Raw genomic sequence first — 17018 nt, forward strand, 5'->3', positions numbered from 1 at the left:
AATGACAAAAACAACTAATAATAATGTACTTAGTATTCTGGGAAATGAAGTATTACCCGGAATTAGTACTACCATAAATTTTAATATAGCAAAACTATATACTTCTACCAAGGTAGAAATACCAATCATTATAGAGAGATCAAAAATACCCGGCCCAACTGTACTTATTACAGCCGGTATCCATGGTGATGAAATTAATGGAGTAGAAGTTGTACGACAAATCATAGCAAAGAAAATCAATAAACCTGCAAAAGGCAGTATTATATGTATTCCTGTTCTTAATGTATTTGGTTTTTTAAATATGAATCGTTTTTTTCCTGATGGTCGTGATCTCAATCGGGTTTTTCCTGGCACCAAAAATGGCTCTCTTGCAAGTCGTTTTGCGTATCAATTTATAAATGATATTTTACCTGCTGCAGATTTTTGTTTAGATTTTCACACTGGTGGAGCCAGTAGGTTTAATGCGCCACATATTAGAGTAGATCCCAAAAACGAGAACCTCGTCGCATTGGCTAAAATTTTTAATGCACCATTCACCTTATTATCTAAAAACCTAGAAGGCTCCTATCGGTCGACCTGCGCTAAAAAAGGAAAGAATATATTATTGTTTGAAGGAGGAAAATCTCAAAACAGTAGTAAAGAGATTGCCATAGAAGGGGTTCAGGGAACGATGAGGATATTAAGTTACCTGGGTATGCTGAAAACTGAATTTGAAGTACCTGTTCGAGATTCTGATACCTTGCTAATTAGTACAAGCTTTTGGATAAGAGCAAAATATAGTGGTTTGTTACATATTAAAATACCTATTGGGAAACATGTCAATAAAGGTGAGATTCTAGCAACAATTACAGATCCTTACGGTAAAATGAGGCATGTTGTAAAAGCTACAAATGAGGGGTATGTAATTAATGTAAACGAAGCGCCTATTGTATATAAAGGAGATGCTATTTTTCGCATTACAAAGGAATTAGTAAATGAATAAGAAAGAGCTAAGGACACATTATAAAACATTACGATCTCAATTAAGTGATGAAGAAGTTGAGAATTTAAGTGTAGATATCGCAAATCAATTACTTCAATTACCAATTTGGGAAAAATCGTATTATCATATCTTTCTTCCTATAGAAAAACAAAAAGAAATCAATACAGAATATATTCTTCATATTCTTCAGGGAAAGGATAAAAATATACTAGTGTCCAAAAGTAATTTTGAAAATAATACGCTAGAGCATTTTTTACTAACAGATGGAACCAAATTAGAAGTAAATTCCTGGGGAATTCCTCAACCAGTAGATGGAATCCAAATACCAGAAAAAAAAATAGAAGTAGTTTTTATACCCTTATTAGCATTTGACCATATTGGCAATCGTGTAGGGTATGGTAAAGGTTTTTATGATAAGTTTTTAGCCAAATGTAATTCTGATACGTTAAAGATCGGACTTTCATTTTTTGATGCAGAAAAAGAAATTCAAAATGTAATCCCTACAGATATAGGTCTCGACGTTTGCGTTACTCCAACAGATATATATAATTTTGGGAATTAATTAACATTTTTTGTGTTCTATGATACTTTATGCTATATTCGAGACTTTTAATTGTTAGTAGCCCCTTAGAATGTCCCAAAATATAGAGCGTGTTTGCATCATAGACGATGACAATATTTATATAAGTTTAGTTCGTAAAATTATTGAATTAAAAAAACTATCAGATGTAGTTTTGGTTTTTAATAATGGTAGAGAAGCGTTGGATTTTTTTCTAAAATCCCTTGGCGATGAACAAAAAGAAGAAGTTCCTCAAGTAATTTTGTTAGATCTCAATATGCCTATAATGGACGGATGGGAGTTTTTGAATGAATTTTCTAAGATTAGAAATAAGATTAGTGAAAAAATAGACCTTTATGTGGTTAGTTCTTCTATAGATTCTAGAGATATAGAACGAGCAAAAGCGATAGATGTAGTATCTGACTATCTTACAAAACCCATCAAATTGAATGACTTCGAAAGGATACTAGTATGATTTAATAAAAGTCAGAGCTTGTTATTGATTTCTCTAATTACCATATAACCTCGTTATAACAATTTATAAGGAGAAGGTATTTTAAAAAAGGGTATGAGGGATATCTGTTGTCATCTCTTAAAAGCGAGAAACTACTAAACGGTATAATTTGGATGTCTCATAATCAATACATAAACCTACATCTTCAAAAGTATCATATTCTATTTCTTCGATCTCAATAATTACTTCAATAGTGAAATTTCCAATATCTGTTGGGTATCCAGAGATTTCGATAGTATCACAATCATATATATAATAATCTAAACCTCTTGGAAGATCTAAAATAAATACATCAGAAATACAATGATCAAAAGGAATCTTTGCCGAAATTAATTCAAAATAATCCTCCTCATAACTAGCTACAGATAATTCCTTATCCCTAAGCTCTGTAGTAGTACCAAATACACAACGTACAGTATCTTCGCAGCCGATAGATAAAAATACAGCTAATACTAATAGCATCTTAAATGATTTCATAAGGTTTTATCATGAATAAGTTGAGCTCTATATTTATCAAGAGTTATGCCAACCTTTAGACTCATTTTCTTTCTGATCTATGTCTGCTGCGGAAACTACTGGTATAAGAAGTTAGAGGATACCGATAAAAAAAGGAAATTATAATTATCTTTTTGAAATCATTTTTTTGGAAAAGCTTTTTTATTGAAGATAATCAATAAGAAAACTCCAACGCTTATTGCAGAATCAGCAATATTGAATACTGGATCAAAAAATGAAAAATGATCACCGCCCCAAAAAGGAATCCATTCTGGTAGGGTATCATCGTAAAATGTGAATTGGATCATATCAACCACTTTACCATAAAAAATGCTTTCATAACCACCACCTTCTGGTAAAAAACTTCCAATTGTTACTGGTGTGCTTTCGCTAAATAATAAACCATAAAATATAGAATCAATAATATTTCCAAATGCCCCAGCAAAAATCAATGCTATACAAAAAGTAAGAATTGCGGGACTATTTTTGCGAACCGAATCATAAAGCCAGTATCCAATCCCAGTAATAGCTACTAGTCTAAATAAAGAAAGTACTAATTTTCCATAACTCCCAGGAAGTTCAAAACCCCACGCCATACCTTTGTTTTCGACAAATATGATACGGAACCAATCAAATACCTTCATCTCTTCATGAAGAGAGAAATGAGTTTTAATATAGATTTTGGTGATTTGGTCAATCAGTAGAACTAAAATTATTACTAAAATAGATTTCTTTAAAGACATATAAGTATTGGTTTGTTTGGGTATTAAAACCGACGGACAAAAATAGTGTTTTATTTTGTTTTATAGATACTTATGTTTTTATGAGTTTTTAATTTTAATATTATACCCCATACCCTTTGATTTTAGGATTGATAGACCCAAAAAATGATTGTCCTATTAGATAAAAATTATAGGTACTATTTAGCTTCAAGAATCTGTTGCGTATATTGGATCCATTTGTGATCAGGAATGCTTTTATGGATATAATAATCAGGTTGAATACCTTTATCATCTATTGTCATTTCTGGGATTCTCATGCTTTTGGATATACTGTATCCGAGCTTTAAATCTTTACATGGAAAATCGACTAAATGCATATTAGAAATGTCTAGAACTCCAACGGTTGTGGTTCCGAAAAGCTTAACTTTTTTGCTTTGTTTGGCAGCTAATAAAAATTGTTCGGCAGTGCTTCCATTGCCTTTGTTGATCAGTATTGCAACATTTTGAGGAAAAGAATAAATGGTATCTAATTTTTTTGTTTTGACTATGTTATCATTAAGGTTAACAAACTCTCCCATATTTTTATTTAGTTTTTCTAAACTTTCCTTTGCCCATTTTTTATCCTTATCTGACCAATTTGGATCTTTCATGAATTTTTCCATTCTACTGTTATTTAGAGGAGTGGAGAGCAATTTGACCCCTACAGTTCTTATGGGGTTAGTGTATAAATATGGAATAATTTTCTCATAAGAAATATCGCTGCCTCCACCGTTATTTCTAATGTCAATGATGAGGTTTTTTTTATTAGTTAATTTATCGTGATTCGCCAGTATAAGACTATCAATACTTTTTTTATTAGAATGAGAAAAAGAAGGAATTCTAAACAGTATTGTGTTATGACTTAATTCCTTGATTAATGGAGTAGGAGTTTTAATAAGAGAATAGTGTTCTTCGATTGTTTTGTCAACTTCAAAGTTTGGTTTTAATCTCTTCAGGGTTATAGAGCCTATTTTTAGATGATTATTTCCTAATAATTCTACTTCTGTAAAATTTCTTACAGAATGATTTCTCATATAAAAAGTAGCTTCTTTTTTGTTGTCTTTAGTGTTTTTAATTCTAAATTTCACTTGGTTTTTTCTCCAGTAGATTCCATCAGCTTCAAGTATAAAACCAACATACCCTGTTTTGGTTTTAATAACCCCTATTTTATAAGGTTTGGATTCCCAGATCCCTTCATAACCTGGTTTGCTAAGTTTAGAAATGTATTTTTCAAAAGCCACTTCCTCTATTTTATATTTTTCCCAAGTACTAAACCGTTTAATAATTTCTTCTTCTGTTTGGTTTTCTTGTTCTACATTTTCCTGGATGATTAAATGTCCTGATCTAAAAAATAACAACCAATTATTTAGTACTGAAATACATTCCTCTTTTTGTTTGATTGCTTTTAAGCTGTTCAGGGTTTTTGTATTATGAGTTTTATATGCATTTTCTCCTTTTTGTTCTAGAGCATAGGAAAAACCAGCGTCATTTTCTTCAAATGTTTTTTTAAGCCAATTAAAATTATCTTCACAAGAACATTGTTGCGAAAAACCAAAGGAAGTAATAAAAACGAATAGAAAGGATAACTTTTTCATAGCAATTACACTAATAAAACCCCACTTTTATCTTTTGAATTAAAATCGAAATCACAGTGGTAAAGTGAGGTTTTTGAATTAACACTTTTGAAAATAATTTTATTGTTTTCTCAGGAAGATACTACCGCTTATAGTTTTAAGATGTAATTCGTTTTTTACATCTCCAAAAGTTCCGGTTACTTTACTTCCTACCACACGGTTTTTTCCATGATCAAATTCCATATCTTTATCAGAATAAATCATTCCAGAAATAGTTTCGGCTTTTAGTTTTGATTTGGCTACATTAATATCAATATCTCCACTTATAGTTTTTAGATTTAAGTCTCCGTTATAGTTTTTGATGTCAATATTTCCACTTATAATATCAACAATCAACTCTCCCTGGTAATTCTCAGATTCGACATCTCCAGAAATACTTTTTACTCTTAACGTTGAGCTTTTTGGAAGATAAAGAGTATAGTTGGCATCAATGTCTAAGTTGTTACAAGGGTTCCAATTGTTATTACGATTAGATCCTCGCTCTTTATTCCATTTGTCAAATAAATCTCCATAATCTGACTCGATATCAAGCACAGAGGATGTATTTTCTATTTTCAGATTAAAATAATCATCAAATTCGCCGCCGTTAACACTAACCTCTGCCTTTAAATATATATTATTCTTATCCCAGGTTTTTATAATAATATTATCAGCGAATTTGAATTCTACCTTAGTTAGACTGGTAGGAGTTTTAAGTTCTTTTTCGATTACTTTTTGTGCATTTATTTGTAATGAAACAAGGCACAATACCATAAATTTTAATACAGTTTTCATATGAGTTGTTTTTTGATTAGTGCCGAAACAAGTTCGGCATGAATTGATGATGACCTCTTTTATTTTTTTCTTAAATAAATACTTCCTGTGGATGACCTTAGAGCAATGTCCACTCCTCCGTTATTGATTTTGGTATTTATTGTTCTTCTTCCCCCGACTACTTTCATGTTATTATTTTCAGCAGGAAATTTTATATCAAAATCGGTATAAATCTCTCCCATAGATGTCTTTAATTCTAAATTGGCTGGTGTTCCCGAAGGTAAACTTACATCGATGTCTCCTGTAGCAGATATAATAGAAATAGGAGATTTCTGGCTTACCTTATTAAATACAATATTAATCTCTCCTGTTGCAGTTTTGGCAACAATAGGCCCTGTGACATCTTTTAATGTGATTCCACCTACATTGGTTCTGGCTTCTATTTCAGAGGAAAATCCGTTAAAAAATAAGCTTCCCAGGTTACTGCTCTCTGTTGTTATATGAATATCTTTAGGAAGATAAATTTCTAAAATTTTACTATGCATATTTTTTAGATTTCTAATAACAAGAGTTTCTCCATCCTTTTTGACATATATGCCAATTCCCGTATTATCGCTCCCACCAGAATAGACAGCTTTGAGTCCTTTTGCTTTTTCGGGTGTTTTTCTTCCATCTCCTTTGATCAAAAGCTCACTTTTGTCATGGGTTTTTGCTTTCACTCCTGATTCTGAAGAGATTCTTACCTTTTTTATACCTTGTAAAGACTGAGTATAATCTTGTGCCTTTAGAGTTCCTATGGTTAGAAGTGCGATTGCTATAATTGCTATTTTTTTCATGATTATTTGTTTTCTGATTGAAATTTTTAAATTAAACTTGGTAATCCAATTTTTACTTGATCTTTTACATAATCAGGTGTTTCTTCATTCTGAAGTAATTTTTCCATAGAAGGAATTGCGCGTTTTTCCTGAATGGATACTAATATTTGAATTAATTCAATTTGCATACCTGGATCTTGTTCTTTATCCAGAGCATTAATTAATGCTTTACGAACTATTTCGTTATCCGAAAATTTTGCAAGTGCTTCTGCTGCAGCTAGTCGCACATTAATATGATCGTCAAAATGCATTTTATTGATTAAAGCATTTAAGATATCATTTCCCGGTTTTTCAAACTCTTCTGCGTAGTTCACTGCTTGTAAACGCTTACTTGCAGATTCATTTTCGATTAAAGAAATGGTCATTGTTTGCTTCATTTGTTTTTTTTCTTTTTCTAGTACTGCCATTTCTTGTGAGAAAGATGTTGTATTCTCGTGTTTTCCATAGAAATACCCAGAAATAACAAGCGCAATAGTTGCAGCGATCTGTAAAGCGATTTTCCAGGAACCTTTGCTTTTTTTGTTCATTACAATGACTTTTTGATCATTGTTTAGTTCTTTTTCCTTTGCCAACATTTGTTCAAAGTTTATTTGTAAACTTTTGTCTGGAAATTGTATAGGATCACTATCCACAGCTTCAAAAACAGTTTGAAGTTCTTGTAAATCGGTACTACAATTTTTACAACTTTGGAGATGTGCATCAAATTTTTGATGTGTTTCATGATCCAAATTGCCATCTATATAATCGATGAGTTGATCTTTTATGTGGTTACAGTCCATGACTTTCTATATATTTTGTAAATAATGATCTTTTAATTTATGAATAGCTCGATGTACTTTGGTCTTAACTGCTCCAGCAGTTGAGCCTGTAATCTCAGCGATCTCTTGATATTTAATGCCTTGATATCTATTCATAATGACTAACTCTCTATCAACATTACTTAGTTGATTCAATGCTCTTTTTAGTTCTTCATTAGTTTCTTTTATATCCATTTGATCAGGCTCCTTTTGTTCTATCTTGTATTCAATAGTATCAAATCGTTCATCTTTATTTTTTTGACGCTGATAATAATCAGTAAAAATGTTTCGAGCAATAGTATAAATCCATGATGAAAACTTTCCCTTTTTATAAGAAGCTCGATACTTAATCGCTTTGTAAAAAACTTCTTGTGTGATATCCTGACTAACCTCTTTATCTCTTGTCATTTTAAATAAAAAGTTAAAGATCTTAATGTGATACCTGTCAAAAAGAACACTCATCATATCCAAATTACCATTGGATACCAGAATCATTAATTCTTCGTCATTTAGATTTTTCAAGATGTTACTCTTTTTTGGTTAGCTTCTATTACTTATACCTTAAATTTTAAAAAAGGTTACATGAGATATAAATTATTTTGCGATTTTATTGATTAAAAATTGATTTTAATCAATAAAAGCCTTGATTAAAATCATCAGATCTATTGATTAATGGTGAATGTTGATTTTTTTATAAATGTAATTTTGACATATAAAAATGTTAACCAAATTTAAATTGTTATGAAAACCACAAAGTTACGTATACATCGTGTACACTTAAAAGGATCAATTTTAGTAGTATTTTGTATAATACTATTATCTATTTTAACTTCCTGTGAAGGGGAAGAGACAATACAAGAACCAATTGTAGATAATACCAATAGCAATACTCGTGGAGTAAGTGAAATGGAACTTGCAAATATCTACTATGGAAAATCTTCATCTACAGATTGTAATTTTGAATATGAAGGTCTTGAAGGACCTGAGTTTTGGGCTAATCTTTGCGGAGATGAATGGGTAGATTGTGGAGGTAATGCTCAATCTCCTATTAATATTATTACTAGTGCTGTTACTGAAGACGGTAGTATTAATAACATAAATATTAATTATGGTGAAAGCACAACAGATATCATTAATAATGGACATACTGTTCAGTTCAATTATGATATGGGTAGTTATGCATCTCTTGATAATATTAATTATGACCTTCTGCAGTTTCATTTTCATACGGGTAGCGAACACACTGTTAATGGTAAAAGATATCCAATGGAAATGCATTTGGTACATCAAGATCCCATTACAAAACTATTGGGAGTAGTTGGTGTTTTCTTTGAAGAAGGAGAAGAAAATGATGTTTTAGAGGAATATCTTGATGACTTACCAGAACAGAAAGGTGATCATTTTACCAATACATCTACATTTAAGGTTGAAGATTTATTACCAGGGGATATGGATTTTTATACATATGGAGGCTCGTTAACAACTCCTGGCTGTTCAGAAATTGTAACTTGGTTCGTTGTAAAGGAATCTATAACAGCATCTACAGAGCAATTAGAAAAGTTTGAAAGTATCATGCATAAAAATTATAGACCAACACAAGATTTAAATGGTAGAATAGTGAAAACGAAGAGCTAAGATGGTTATTTACTTAGGTTAAGTATTAAGATCGTTTAAAACATTTTTAAATGGTCTTTTTATAAATACAAAAGGATGTCTTAATAGACATCCTTTTGTTATACTAATTTAATTTGTTTCTTAGCTCTGCATATTCTTTGCTTCAATACTCAATGTAGCATGCGGAACTAATTTTAACCGTTCTGGATTAATTAATTTACCCGTTACACGACAAATTCCATAGGTTTTGTTTTCGATTCGTAATAGTGCATTTTTTAAATCACGTACGAATTTTTCTTGTCTAATGGCAAGTTGCGTATTAGCTTCTTTAGACATTGTTTCACTTCCTTCTTCGAAGGCTTTAAATGTTGGAGAGGTATCATCTGTACCATTATTACCATCATTTTTATATGCACTTCTAAGTAATTCCAAATCTTTTTGTGCTTTTTCCACTTTATCAAGGATAATTTCCTTGAACATCGCCAAATTAGCGTCACTGTGCCTTACTTTGATATCTTCTGCCATATTCTTAATGTTTTTTAATTATCAATTGAGTTGCAATGTCGTCAAACGCAATTTCTGTACCGTTTATTACATCCGAAGCAAATTCAATTGTCTCAGTTAAGGTTTCATTTTTAATATAATTCTCATTACTAGCAATAGCTTCCTGGATTTCTTCATTTTCCTGAAAAACAATTTCTATTTTATCAGTTACCTCCAGACCACTATCCTTACGAATATTCTGAATACGATTAATAAGTTCTCTTGCAATTCCCTCTTTTTTAAGATCTGGACTTATTGTTACATCTAATGCAACAGTCAAAGCACCAGAGTTTGCTACTAACCAACCCTCAATATCCTGAGAACTGATTTCTACATCATCGGTACCTAAAGTAATAATTTTATCATTAATTTCTACATCAAAACTGCCAGTTTGTTCAAGAATTTTGATGATTTCTTGATCGAAAGATTGTATCTTATTGGCAATCAGTTTCATATCTTTTCCGAAACGAGGGCCTAATGCTTTGAAATTAGGTTTGATTTGTTTTACTAGTATCCCAGAAGCATCATCAATAAGTTCTATTTCTTTAACATTGACTTCGCTTTTTACCAAATCAGCAATATCATTTATCTCCTTTTTTTCAGCTTCATTTAGCACCGGAATCATTATGCGCTGTAATGGTTGACGTACTTTGATCTTTTCTTTTTGACGTAAAGAAAGCACCAAAGAAGAAATAGTTTGTGCCTTTTGCATTTTATGCTCAAGTGCTTTGTCAACAAAAGTCTCATCATATATTGGAAAATGAGCAAGGTGAACACTTTCTGATGTTTCTTGTTGAGTGCCGGCTACCAAATCCTTATACAATCGATCCATAAAAAATGGTGCGATTGGAGCTCCAAGCTTAGTTATTGTGAGCATACAGGTATATAATGTCTGATAGGCAGAAATCTTATCTTGTTGATAATCTCCTTTCCAATATCTTCTTCTACTTAATCTTACAAACCAGTTACTTAAGTTTTCTTGCACAAAATCAGAAATAGCTCTTGCAGCTTTGGTAGGTTCATAATCATTATAATATTCATCTACATTTTTGATTAATGTGTGTAACTCACTTAAAATCCAACGATCAATTTCTGGACGTTCGGCTAATGCTATATCAGCTTCGGTATAGGAGAAATTATCGATATTAGCATATAAGGTAAAGAACGAATAGGTGTTATAAAGTGTACCAAAAAACTTACGCCGTACTTCTGCAATACCTTCAGAATCAAATTTTAAGTTGTCCCAAGGGTTGGCATTGCTAATCATATACCAACGAGTAGCATCAGGGCCATAGGTTTTTAAAGTTTCAAAAGGATCAACAGCATTGCCAAGTCTTTTAGACATTTTCTGACCATTCTTATCCAATACCAAGCCATTAGAAACTACATTTTTATAAGCTACATCATCAAAAATCATAGTACCTATTGCATGTAAGGTATAAAACCAACCACGAGTTTGATCCACACCTTCTGCAATAAAATCAGCTTTTCTTTCACCTGATTCTACTTTTTCTTTATTTTCAAATGGATAGTGCCATTGCGCATATGGCATTGATCCAGAATCAAACCATACATCAATTAAGTCACTTTCGCGATTCATTGGTTTTCCTGATGGAGAAACTAAAGTGATTTTATCAACTACATTTTTATGAAGATCTACTTTATTATAGTTTTCTTCACTCATATCACCAATTACAAAATCGGCAAAAATATCAGCTTCCATTACTCCCGCTTCTATAGCTTTTGCCATCTCTGTTTTCAATTGTTTTACAGAGCCGATCATAAGTTCTTCTTTACCATCATCTGTTCTCCAGATAGGTAAAGGAATTCCCCAGAAACGAGAACGAGAAAGGTTCCAGTCATTCGCATTAGCTAACCAGTTACCAAATCGCCCTTCTCCTGTAGCTTTGGGCTTCCAATTGATACCAAGATTAAGTTCGTGCATACGATCTTTAAAATCAGTAACTTTTATAAACCACGAGTCCAGAGGATAGTATAATACAGGTTTATCTGTACGCCAACAGTTAGGGTAACTGTGTACGTATTTTTCTACCTTAAAAGCTTTATTTTCTATTTTAAGTTTGATAGCGATTTCTACATCTACAGATTTCTCTGGAGCTTCTCCATCGTCATAATATTCATTTTTTACATATTTACCGCCAAGATCTCCCATTTCCTTAATGAATCGACCTTGTAAGTCAACAGTAGGAACAAGATTGTCGTTTTCATCCATTACTAATAATGCAGGGACTTCTGGAGTAGCTTGTTTAGCAACAAAAGCATCATCTGCACCAAAAGTAGGAGATGTGTGTACAATACCAGTACCATCTTCTGTAGTAACAAAATCACCAGCGATTACTCTAAATGCATTTTCTGGATTATGATAGGGTTGTACATAGTCAATAAGTTGTTTATAACGAATATCAATAAGGTCAACTCCTTTACATTCTTTTAAAATGAAATAAGGGATTTTTTTATCTCCTTCTTTAAAAGCATTAACTTCTTCTTCGGTCTCTACCTGAACAAATTTTCCAGAAAATTGTTTCCCTACTAAGTTTTTAGCAAGAATGACATTAGTGGGCTCAAAAGTATATTGGTTCAATGTTTTTACAACAACATAATCAATTTTTGGACCAACAGTTAATGCTGTATTTGATGGAAGTGTCCATGGAGTTGTTGTCCATGCTAAAAAATAAATTGTTCCTTCAATATCTTTAAGAAAAGAAGGCAACGTATCTTGTTTGGTTTCGAATTGAGCAACAACCGTAGTATCTGTAACATCTTGGTATGTTCCTGGTTGATTAAGCTCATGAGAACTTAATCCTGTTCCTGCCTTAGGAGAATAAGGTTGTATTGTATAGCCTTTATATAATAAACCCTTATTGTAAATTTGTGAAAGTAACCACCATACACTCTCCATGTATTTGGATTTGTAGGTGATATATGGATCCTCCATATCTACCCAATATCCTATTTTTTGAGTAAGGTCATTCCAGATATCGGTATATCGCATAACGGCTTTTTTACAAGCTTCATTATACTCTTCTATCGTGATTTTTTTACCAATATCTTCTTTGGTAATACCCAATTCTTTTTCTACTCCAAGCTCAACAGGAAGTCCGTGAGTATCCCATCCTGCTTTACGTTGTACCTGATATCCTTTTTGTGTTTTATAACGACAAAAAATATCTTTAATAGCACGTGCCATTACATGATGAATTCCAGGTAATCCATTTGCCGAAGGAGGGCCTTCGAAAAAGACAAACGGTTCTGCTCCATCACGCTCACTAATACTTTTGTCGAATATGTTATTCTGTTGCCAGAAGTCTAGTATTTCGTTAGCTACTTTAGGTAAGTCAAGTCCTTTATATTCAGGAAACTTCGTGCTCATTTGATCGTTCTTTCTATTAAGTCTGCGAAAATAAGGATTTTCTGGAAAAAAGAAGCCTGAAATGATACCGTGATATAAAATAAATGTTAGGTAAATATGATTTTTTAACAAAGCTTTTCTTTTTTTGGCAAAAAATCATTAAAAATACCCTAAGATGCTATACAGATTTTTTTTGGTTTTAGAAATCTATAACAATTCCTATACTGGGTATAATTTGACCTGATTCTGTTTCAATTGCTGCTAGACTTCTTGGTTCTACGATTGTTCCGGTAGTATCTCTATTAAGTCCGAACTGTGTAGGTTCTGGGATTTCTTGTCCTAAAACATTTTGAGCTTCGATAAATACATTTAACGAAAGATTTTTGAAATTCCATTTTTTATCGATACGCAGGTCGAGTTGACTAAAGGTATCTAGTTTCTCTTCTCCTAAACGATCATAATCCAAAATAACTTCGGGATAATTAGCCAAAGTAGCATTAAGATCAGTAGGGACAAAAGGCGTGTTGCCTGCAAAGCGATATCTAGTACTGATCTCCCAATTCTTCTTTAGTTTATAGCCGCCTGTAAATGAAATAAGATGACGACTATCCCATACAGATGGTAAATAGTTGTTTCTATCAAAGCCAGTAAATTCACTATAAAACCAGGTATAGGCAAAGATTCCATAAAAGTTATTAGTCAGTTTTTGCTGAAATTGAAGCTCTGCTCCATAGCTTCTTCCTTTACCAACAGTTGAGACATCTTCACTTCCTAAAATTTCGAAGTCTGCACCTTTATTGGCAAGAGAGACGCCATCTAAGACTGAAACCGGGTAATCATCATAACGTTTGTAGAACCCCTCTAAAGAAATACTTGATGAAGGACCAAAATAGTGTTGCAAGCCAAGTACATAATGATCACTTACAGTATAATCTACATCTTGATTTACAAGGACATTATTATTATTTCTGAATCCTAAAATGGTATAAGGAGGTAATTTGTAATATCTACCTATCGACCCATTTAATCTCCAGTTTTCTTTAAACTCATAGGATAATGACAATCTTGGAGAGAATGTAGATAAGATATTATTCTCTTCTGTAAAAGTATCATCGTCTACTCTAAAACCAAAGGATACATCTAATTTATCACTGAAGAACGATTTAGTTACATTCGCAAAAAGTCCATACTTGAAGAAATCTATCTCAGTGTTAAAAATACTATTATCGGTTAGATTTACGGTTTCATTACTATAATCAGAATATTGTGTATTAAAACCTGTGGTAAGTTTCCAATCATCAATGAATTTTGTGAGTTGGTAACGTAACTTAGTTTCAGATTCGGTGGCATCGTTACTAAAAATCACTCCAGTTTCATTTTCAGGATCTTCATATCGAGTAAATTCATTAACCAAAGTGTTGTTGCTCACAGTTGTTTCCATAAAACCGGATCCATCTTTAAAACGTCGTTTCCAGGATAAACCCATAGCATTAGTACGTTGATTAATAAAAGGAGCCTGATCTAGTTGTGCTTGTTGTTCTGCATCAAAATCATCTGGTGCTTCTACCGAAAAATCATCAATAGAACCTAAACCGATAAAACTGATGTCATTGTAAGTGTCGATCCTATGGTTTATTTTGTATTGATAATCCCAGTAATTGGGTCTAAATGGAAGACCAATAACTTCAAACAAAAATTGTAGATAACTTCGTCTTGCTGATACCAAAAAAGTAGTTTTTGCTTCTTCGTTTTTACCTTTAAAAAGAGGTCCTTCTAGTGTAAGTGCCGCTTCACTAGCACTAATACGAAAATTACCGTTAAAACCTCTGTTGTTTCCCTGGCGCTGACTAAACTGTAATACTCCAGAAAGTGGGTTGTCATACTGAGCGCCAAAAGCTGAGGTAGATAGTGTTACATTATCTATGAATGATACATTAATAAGTCCAACAGGGCCTCCAGCACTTCCTTGAGTACTAAAGTGATTGATATTAGGAACTTCTATTCCGTCTAGATAATAGACAGTTTCATTAGGAGCTCCACCTCGAATTATCAAATCATTACGAAAACCTCCAATAGAGGGAGAAACACCAGGAAGTGTTTGGGCAACCTGTACTACATCATTGTTGCTTCCTGGGTAGGTGGCAATTTCTACAGCAGATAATGACTGTGTGGATAATGGAGTTTCTTTTGGTCTACTTATTTTGTTAGCATTACTTATAACCACTTCATCCAATGCTTCTGTAGACTCTTTCAGAACAAAATTGTTAGTGGGCGTTCCTTTTGATTTTACAATAACATTAAATTTGGTTTGTGTTTCAAAACCAACATAACTAACGATTAAATTATAGGATCCTGGAGTTATATTTTCAATTCTGTAGTTTCCATCAAAATCGGTTTGCGCTCCTTTTTCTGTTCCTTCAAGAAAAACTGAAGCCCCTAAAATAAATTGCCCGGTTTGATCGGTTACATTTCCAGAGAGTTCTCCATATACCTGGGCATGCATATGAGAAACAAATAGTATAGAAAGTATTAAAACAGTATTTTTGATTTTCATGATAGTGTAGCTTATAATGGTTATAACTATATTTTTGATTAACAAAACAAAGTGTTTATTTTTTTTGCACAAATATTAAACAAAAAAACAACTATATAGCACTATATTATTTTAATTTAGTGTTAAAAAATTATAATTAATGAAAATTTATGAATTAATAAAAGAGTTAATTAGTTTAACAGGAGAATTTGTGAAAAGCAGATCAGATGGTGAAATTCATATTAAATCATTTACAGATTGGTTGTCTAAACGAATGGATAAAACGGTTTCGACTGAAGAGTATGAAATTACAGGGCATAGCATAGAAGCAGAAATAGCAGCATACATAGGTAGAATGAGTAGGTATTCTAATTCATATATTAAATCTGCACTGGTTGATTTACCTTTTGCAACTGATATGGATTTTGCCTTTACAGCAATTCTTCACAGAGCTGGTTCTATTGGCAAAACAGATTTGATTAGAAAAATGGCTTATGATAAATCTTCTGGAATGGAAGTAATTAAACGATTATTGAAAAATGAGTTGATTGAACAATTTCCAAACCCAGAAGACAAAAGAGGTAAGCTACTGCGCCTGACCAAAATAGGAGAAGAAAATGTGATAAAAGCATATGCCGAAGCTCATAAAGCTGCAAAAACAGTGAGTGGTTGTTTATCTAAAAGTGAACAAATAAATTTGTTAAAAACCTTAAAAAAATTAGATGAATTTCATTTTCCGATATACTTAGAAGAAGAAAAAGATTTAAATTTAATTATTAATAAGTATTCTATAAAATGAACCAAACCTTACAAATAGCGCTTATACAATCTCATCTGGCATGGGAGAACCCAGTACAGAATCGAAAAATGTTTGCTCAGAAAATTGAGGCGATAACTCAGGATGTAGATTTGATTATTCTCCCGGAGATGTTTACCACAGGGTTTACTATGAATGCCCTTGAGGTTGCTGAGACCATGCGAGGAGATACTATGGTATGGCTTGCAGCAATGGCTAAAAAGGTTAGTTGTGCTATTACAGGAAGTATAATAGTCAAAGAAGAAAATAAGTACTACAATCGTTTGATCTTTATGTTACCTGATGGTACATGCAAGTGGTACGATAAACATCAATTATTTACCTTGGCCAAAGAGCATGAAGTATTCGAATCAGGTCAGGAAGAAGTAATTATCGAGTATTTGGGGTGGAATATTAAGTTGCAGGTATGTTATGATCTTAGATTTCCTGTTTGGGCGAGAAATACTACAGGCTATGATGTATTATTGTATGTAGCAAGTTGGCCAAAACCCCGTATTAATGCGTGGGATACATTGCTTAAGGCCAGAGCTATCGAGAATATGTGTTATTGTATTGGTGTAAATCGAATTGGTTTAGATGGAAAAGGATATGAATATAATGGACATTCTGCAGTGTATGATGTTCTTGGTCATTCTGTTATAGAAGAAGAGCTAGTCGAAAAAGAAGCAATTTTATACGCTTCTTTAGACAAATCTCATATTGAAAAAGTTAGAGGTAAATTGCCTTTTCTTGAGGATAGAGATGATTTTAAGTTATATTAGTTTTTGTTTG

16 protein-coding genes are annotated in these 17018 nt (G+C 32.4%); 6 read left to right on the forward strand and 10 right to left on the reverse strand.

Going from position 1 to position 17018, the window contains the following annotated elements:
- The first annotated feature begins 1 nt into the window (after position 1).
- The 3 genes from DK442_RS06195 to DK442_RS06205 all read left to right on the forward strand — a co-directional run bounded on the left by DK442_RS06195 (position 2) and on the right by DK442_RS06205 (position 2016).
- Positions 2-982: a succinylglutamate desuccinylase/aspartoacylase family protein gene (locus DK442_RS06195; RefSeq protein WP_109434994.1), complete on the forward strand. Its 981-nt coding sequence runs from the start codon at positions 2-4 to the stop codon at positions 980-982.
- Complete coding sequence (locus DK442_RS06200) at positions 975-1544, forward strand: 5-formyltetrahydrofolate cyclo-ligase (RefSeq protein ID WP_109434995.1); 570 nt, start codon at positions 975-977, stop codon at positions 1542-1544. Before DK442_RS06195 ends, DK442_RS06200 begins: the two co-directional genes overlap by 8 nt.
- Positions 1545-1614: 70 nt before the next feature.
- Positions 1615-2016, forward strand: a complete 402-nt coding sequence (locus DK442_RS06205) for a response regulator (RefSeq protein ID WP_109434996.1) — start codon at positions 1615-1617, stop codon at positions 2014-2016.
- A 117-nt stretch (positions 2017-2133) separates the two neighbouring features.
- Here the strand turns inward: DK442_RS06205 and DK442_RS06210 are convergent, their stop codons facing one another.
- From DK442_RS06210 to DK442_RS06240, 7 genes are all read right to left on the reverse strand, one after another.
- A complete protein-coding gene (locus DK442_RS06210) occupies positions 2134-2532 on the reverse strand; it encodes a hypothetical protein (RefSeq protein WP_160114067.1) in 399 nt (132 codons plus the stop codon).
- A 158-nt stretch (positions 2533-2690) separates the two neighbouring features.
- Entirely contained in the window at positions 2691-3293 is a 603-nt protein-coding gene (locus tag DK442_RS06215; protein ID WP_109434998.1) for a lipoprotein signal peptidase, read from the reverse strand.
- A gap of 176 nt (positions 3294-3469) precedes the next feature.
- The gene (locus DK442_RS06220) at positions 3470-4906 is read right to left on the reverse strand and encodes a S41 family peptidase (RefSeq protein ID WP_109434999.1); all 1437 of its coding nucleotides are present in this window, start codon (positions 4904-4906) and stop codon (positions 3470-3472) included.
- 99 nt (positions 4907-5005) lie between these two features.
- Entirely contained in the window at positions 5006-5719 is a 714-nt protein-coding gene (locus tag DK442_RS06225; protein ID WP_109435000.1) for a DUF4097 family beta strand repeat-containing protein, read from the reverse strand.
- A gap of 59 nt (positions 5720-5778) precedes the next feature.
- Positions 5779-6534: a DUF4097 family beta strand repeat-containing protein gene (locus DK442_RS06230; RefSeq protein WP_109435001.1), complete on the reverse strand. Its 756-nt coding sequence runs from the start codon at positions 6532-6534 to the stop codon at positions 5779-5781.
- Between the two features lie 26 nt (positions 6535-6560).
- Positions 6561-7352 (reverse strand): HEAT repeat domain-containing protein, encoded by a 792-nt coding sequence (locus DK442_RS06235; RefSeq protein WP_109435002.1) that lies wholly within the window; start codon positions 7350-7352, stop codon positions 6561-6563.
- Between the two features lie 6 nt (positions 7353-7358).
- Complete coding sequence (locus DK442_RS06240) at positions 7359-7892, reverse strand: RNA polymerase sigma factor (protein ID WP_143916871.1); 534 nt, start codon at positions 7890-7892, stop codon at positions 7359-7361.
- 219 nt (positions 7893-8111) lie between these two features.
- Here DK442_RS06240 and DK442_RS06245 point away from each other — a divergent pair, with 219 nt between their 5' ends.
- Positions 8112-9005 carry a carbonic anhydrase gene (locus tag DK442_RS06245; RefSeq protein ID WP_109435004.1) on the forward strand — a complete coding sequence of 298 codons (894 nt, stop codon included), beginning with the start codon at positions 8112-8114 and terminating at the stop codon, positions 9003-9005.
- Positions 9006-9125: 120 nt separating this feature from the next.
- Here DK442_RS06245 and DK442_RS06250 read toward each other — a convergent pair whose 3' ends face one another.
- The 3 genes from DK442_RS06250 to DK442_RS06260 form a co-directional block, all read right to left on the reverse strand.
- Positions 9126-9509, reverse strand: coding sequence for a TraR/DksA C4-type zinc finger protein (locus DK442_RS06250; protein ID WP_109435005.1), 384 nt, complete (start codon positions 9507-9509; stop codon positions 9126-9128).
- 4 nt (positions 9510-9513) lie between these two features.
- Positions 9514-12918, reverse strand: coding sequence for an isoleucine--tRNA ligase (ileS, locus tag DK442_RS06255; protein WP_109435006.1), 3405 nt, complete (start codon positions 12916-12918; stop codon positions 9514-9516).
- A 178-nt stretch (positions 12919-13096) separates the two neighbouring features.
- Entirely contained in the window at positions 13097-15451 is a 2355-nt protein-coding gene (locus DK442_RS06260) for a TonB-dependent receptor (protein ID WP_200825092.1), read from the reverse strand.
- Positions 15452-15590: 139 nt separating this feature from the next.
- Between DK442_RS06260 and DK442_RS06265 the strand changes: the two genes are divergently transcribed.
- Positions 15591-16229 (forward strand): MarR family winged helix-turn-helix transcriptional regulator, encoded by a 639-nt coding sequence (locus DK442_RS06265; protein WP_109435007.1) that lies wholly within the window; start codon positions 15591-15593, stop codon positions 16227-16229.
- Positions 16226-17008, forward strand: coding sequence for a nitrilase family protein (locus DK442_RS06270; RefSeq protein WP_109435008.1), 783 nt, complete (start codon positions 16226-16228; stop codon positions 17006-17008). Before DK442_RS06265 ends, DK442_RS06270 begins: the two co-directional genes overlap by 4 nt.
- Positions 17009-17018: the final 10 nt, after the last annotated feature.

It is taken from the genome of Aquimarina sp. AU119 (assembly GCF_900312735.1).
Lineage (GTDB): Bacteria > Bacteroidota > Bacteroidia > Flavobacteriales > Flavobacteriaceae > Aquimarina > Aquimarina algiphila.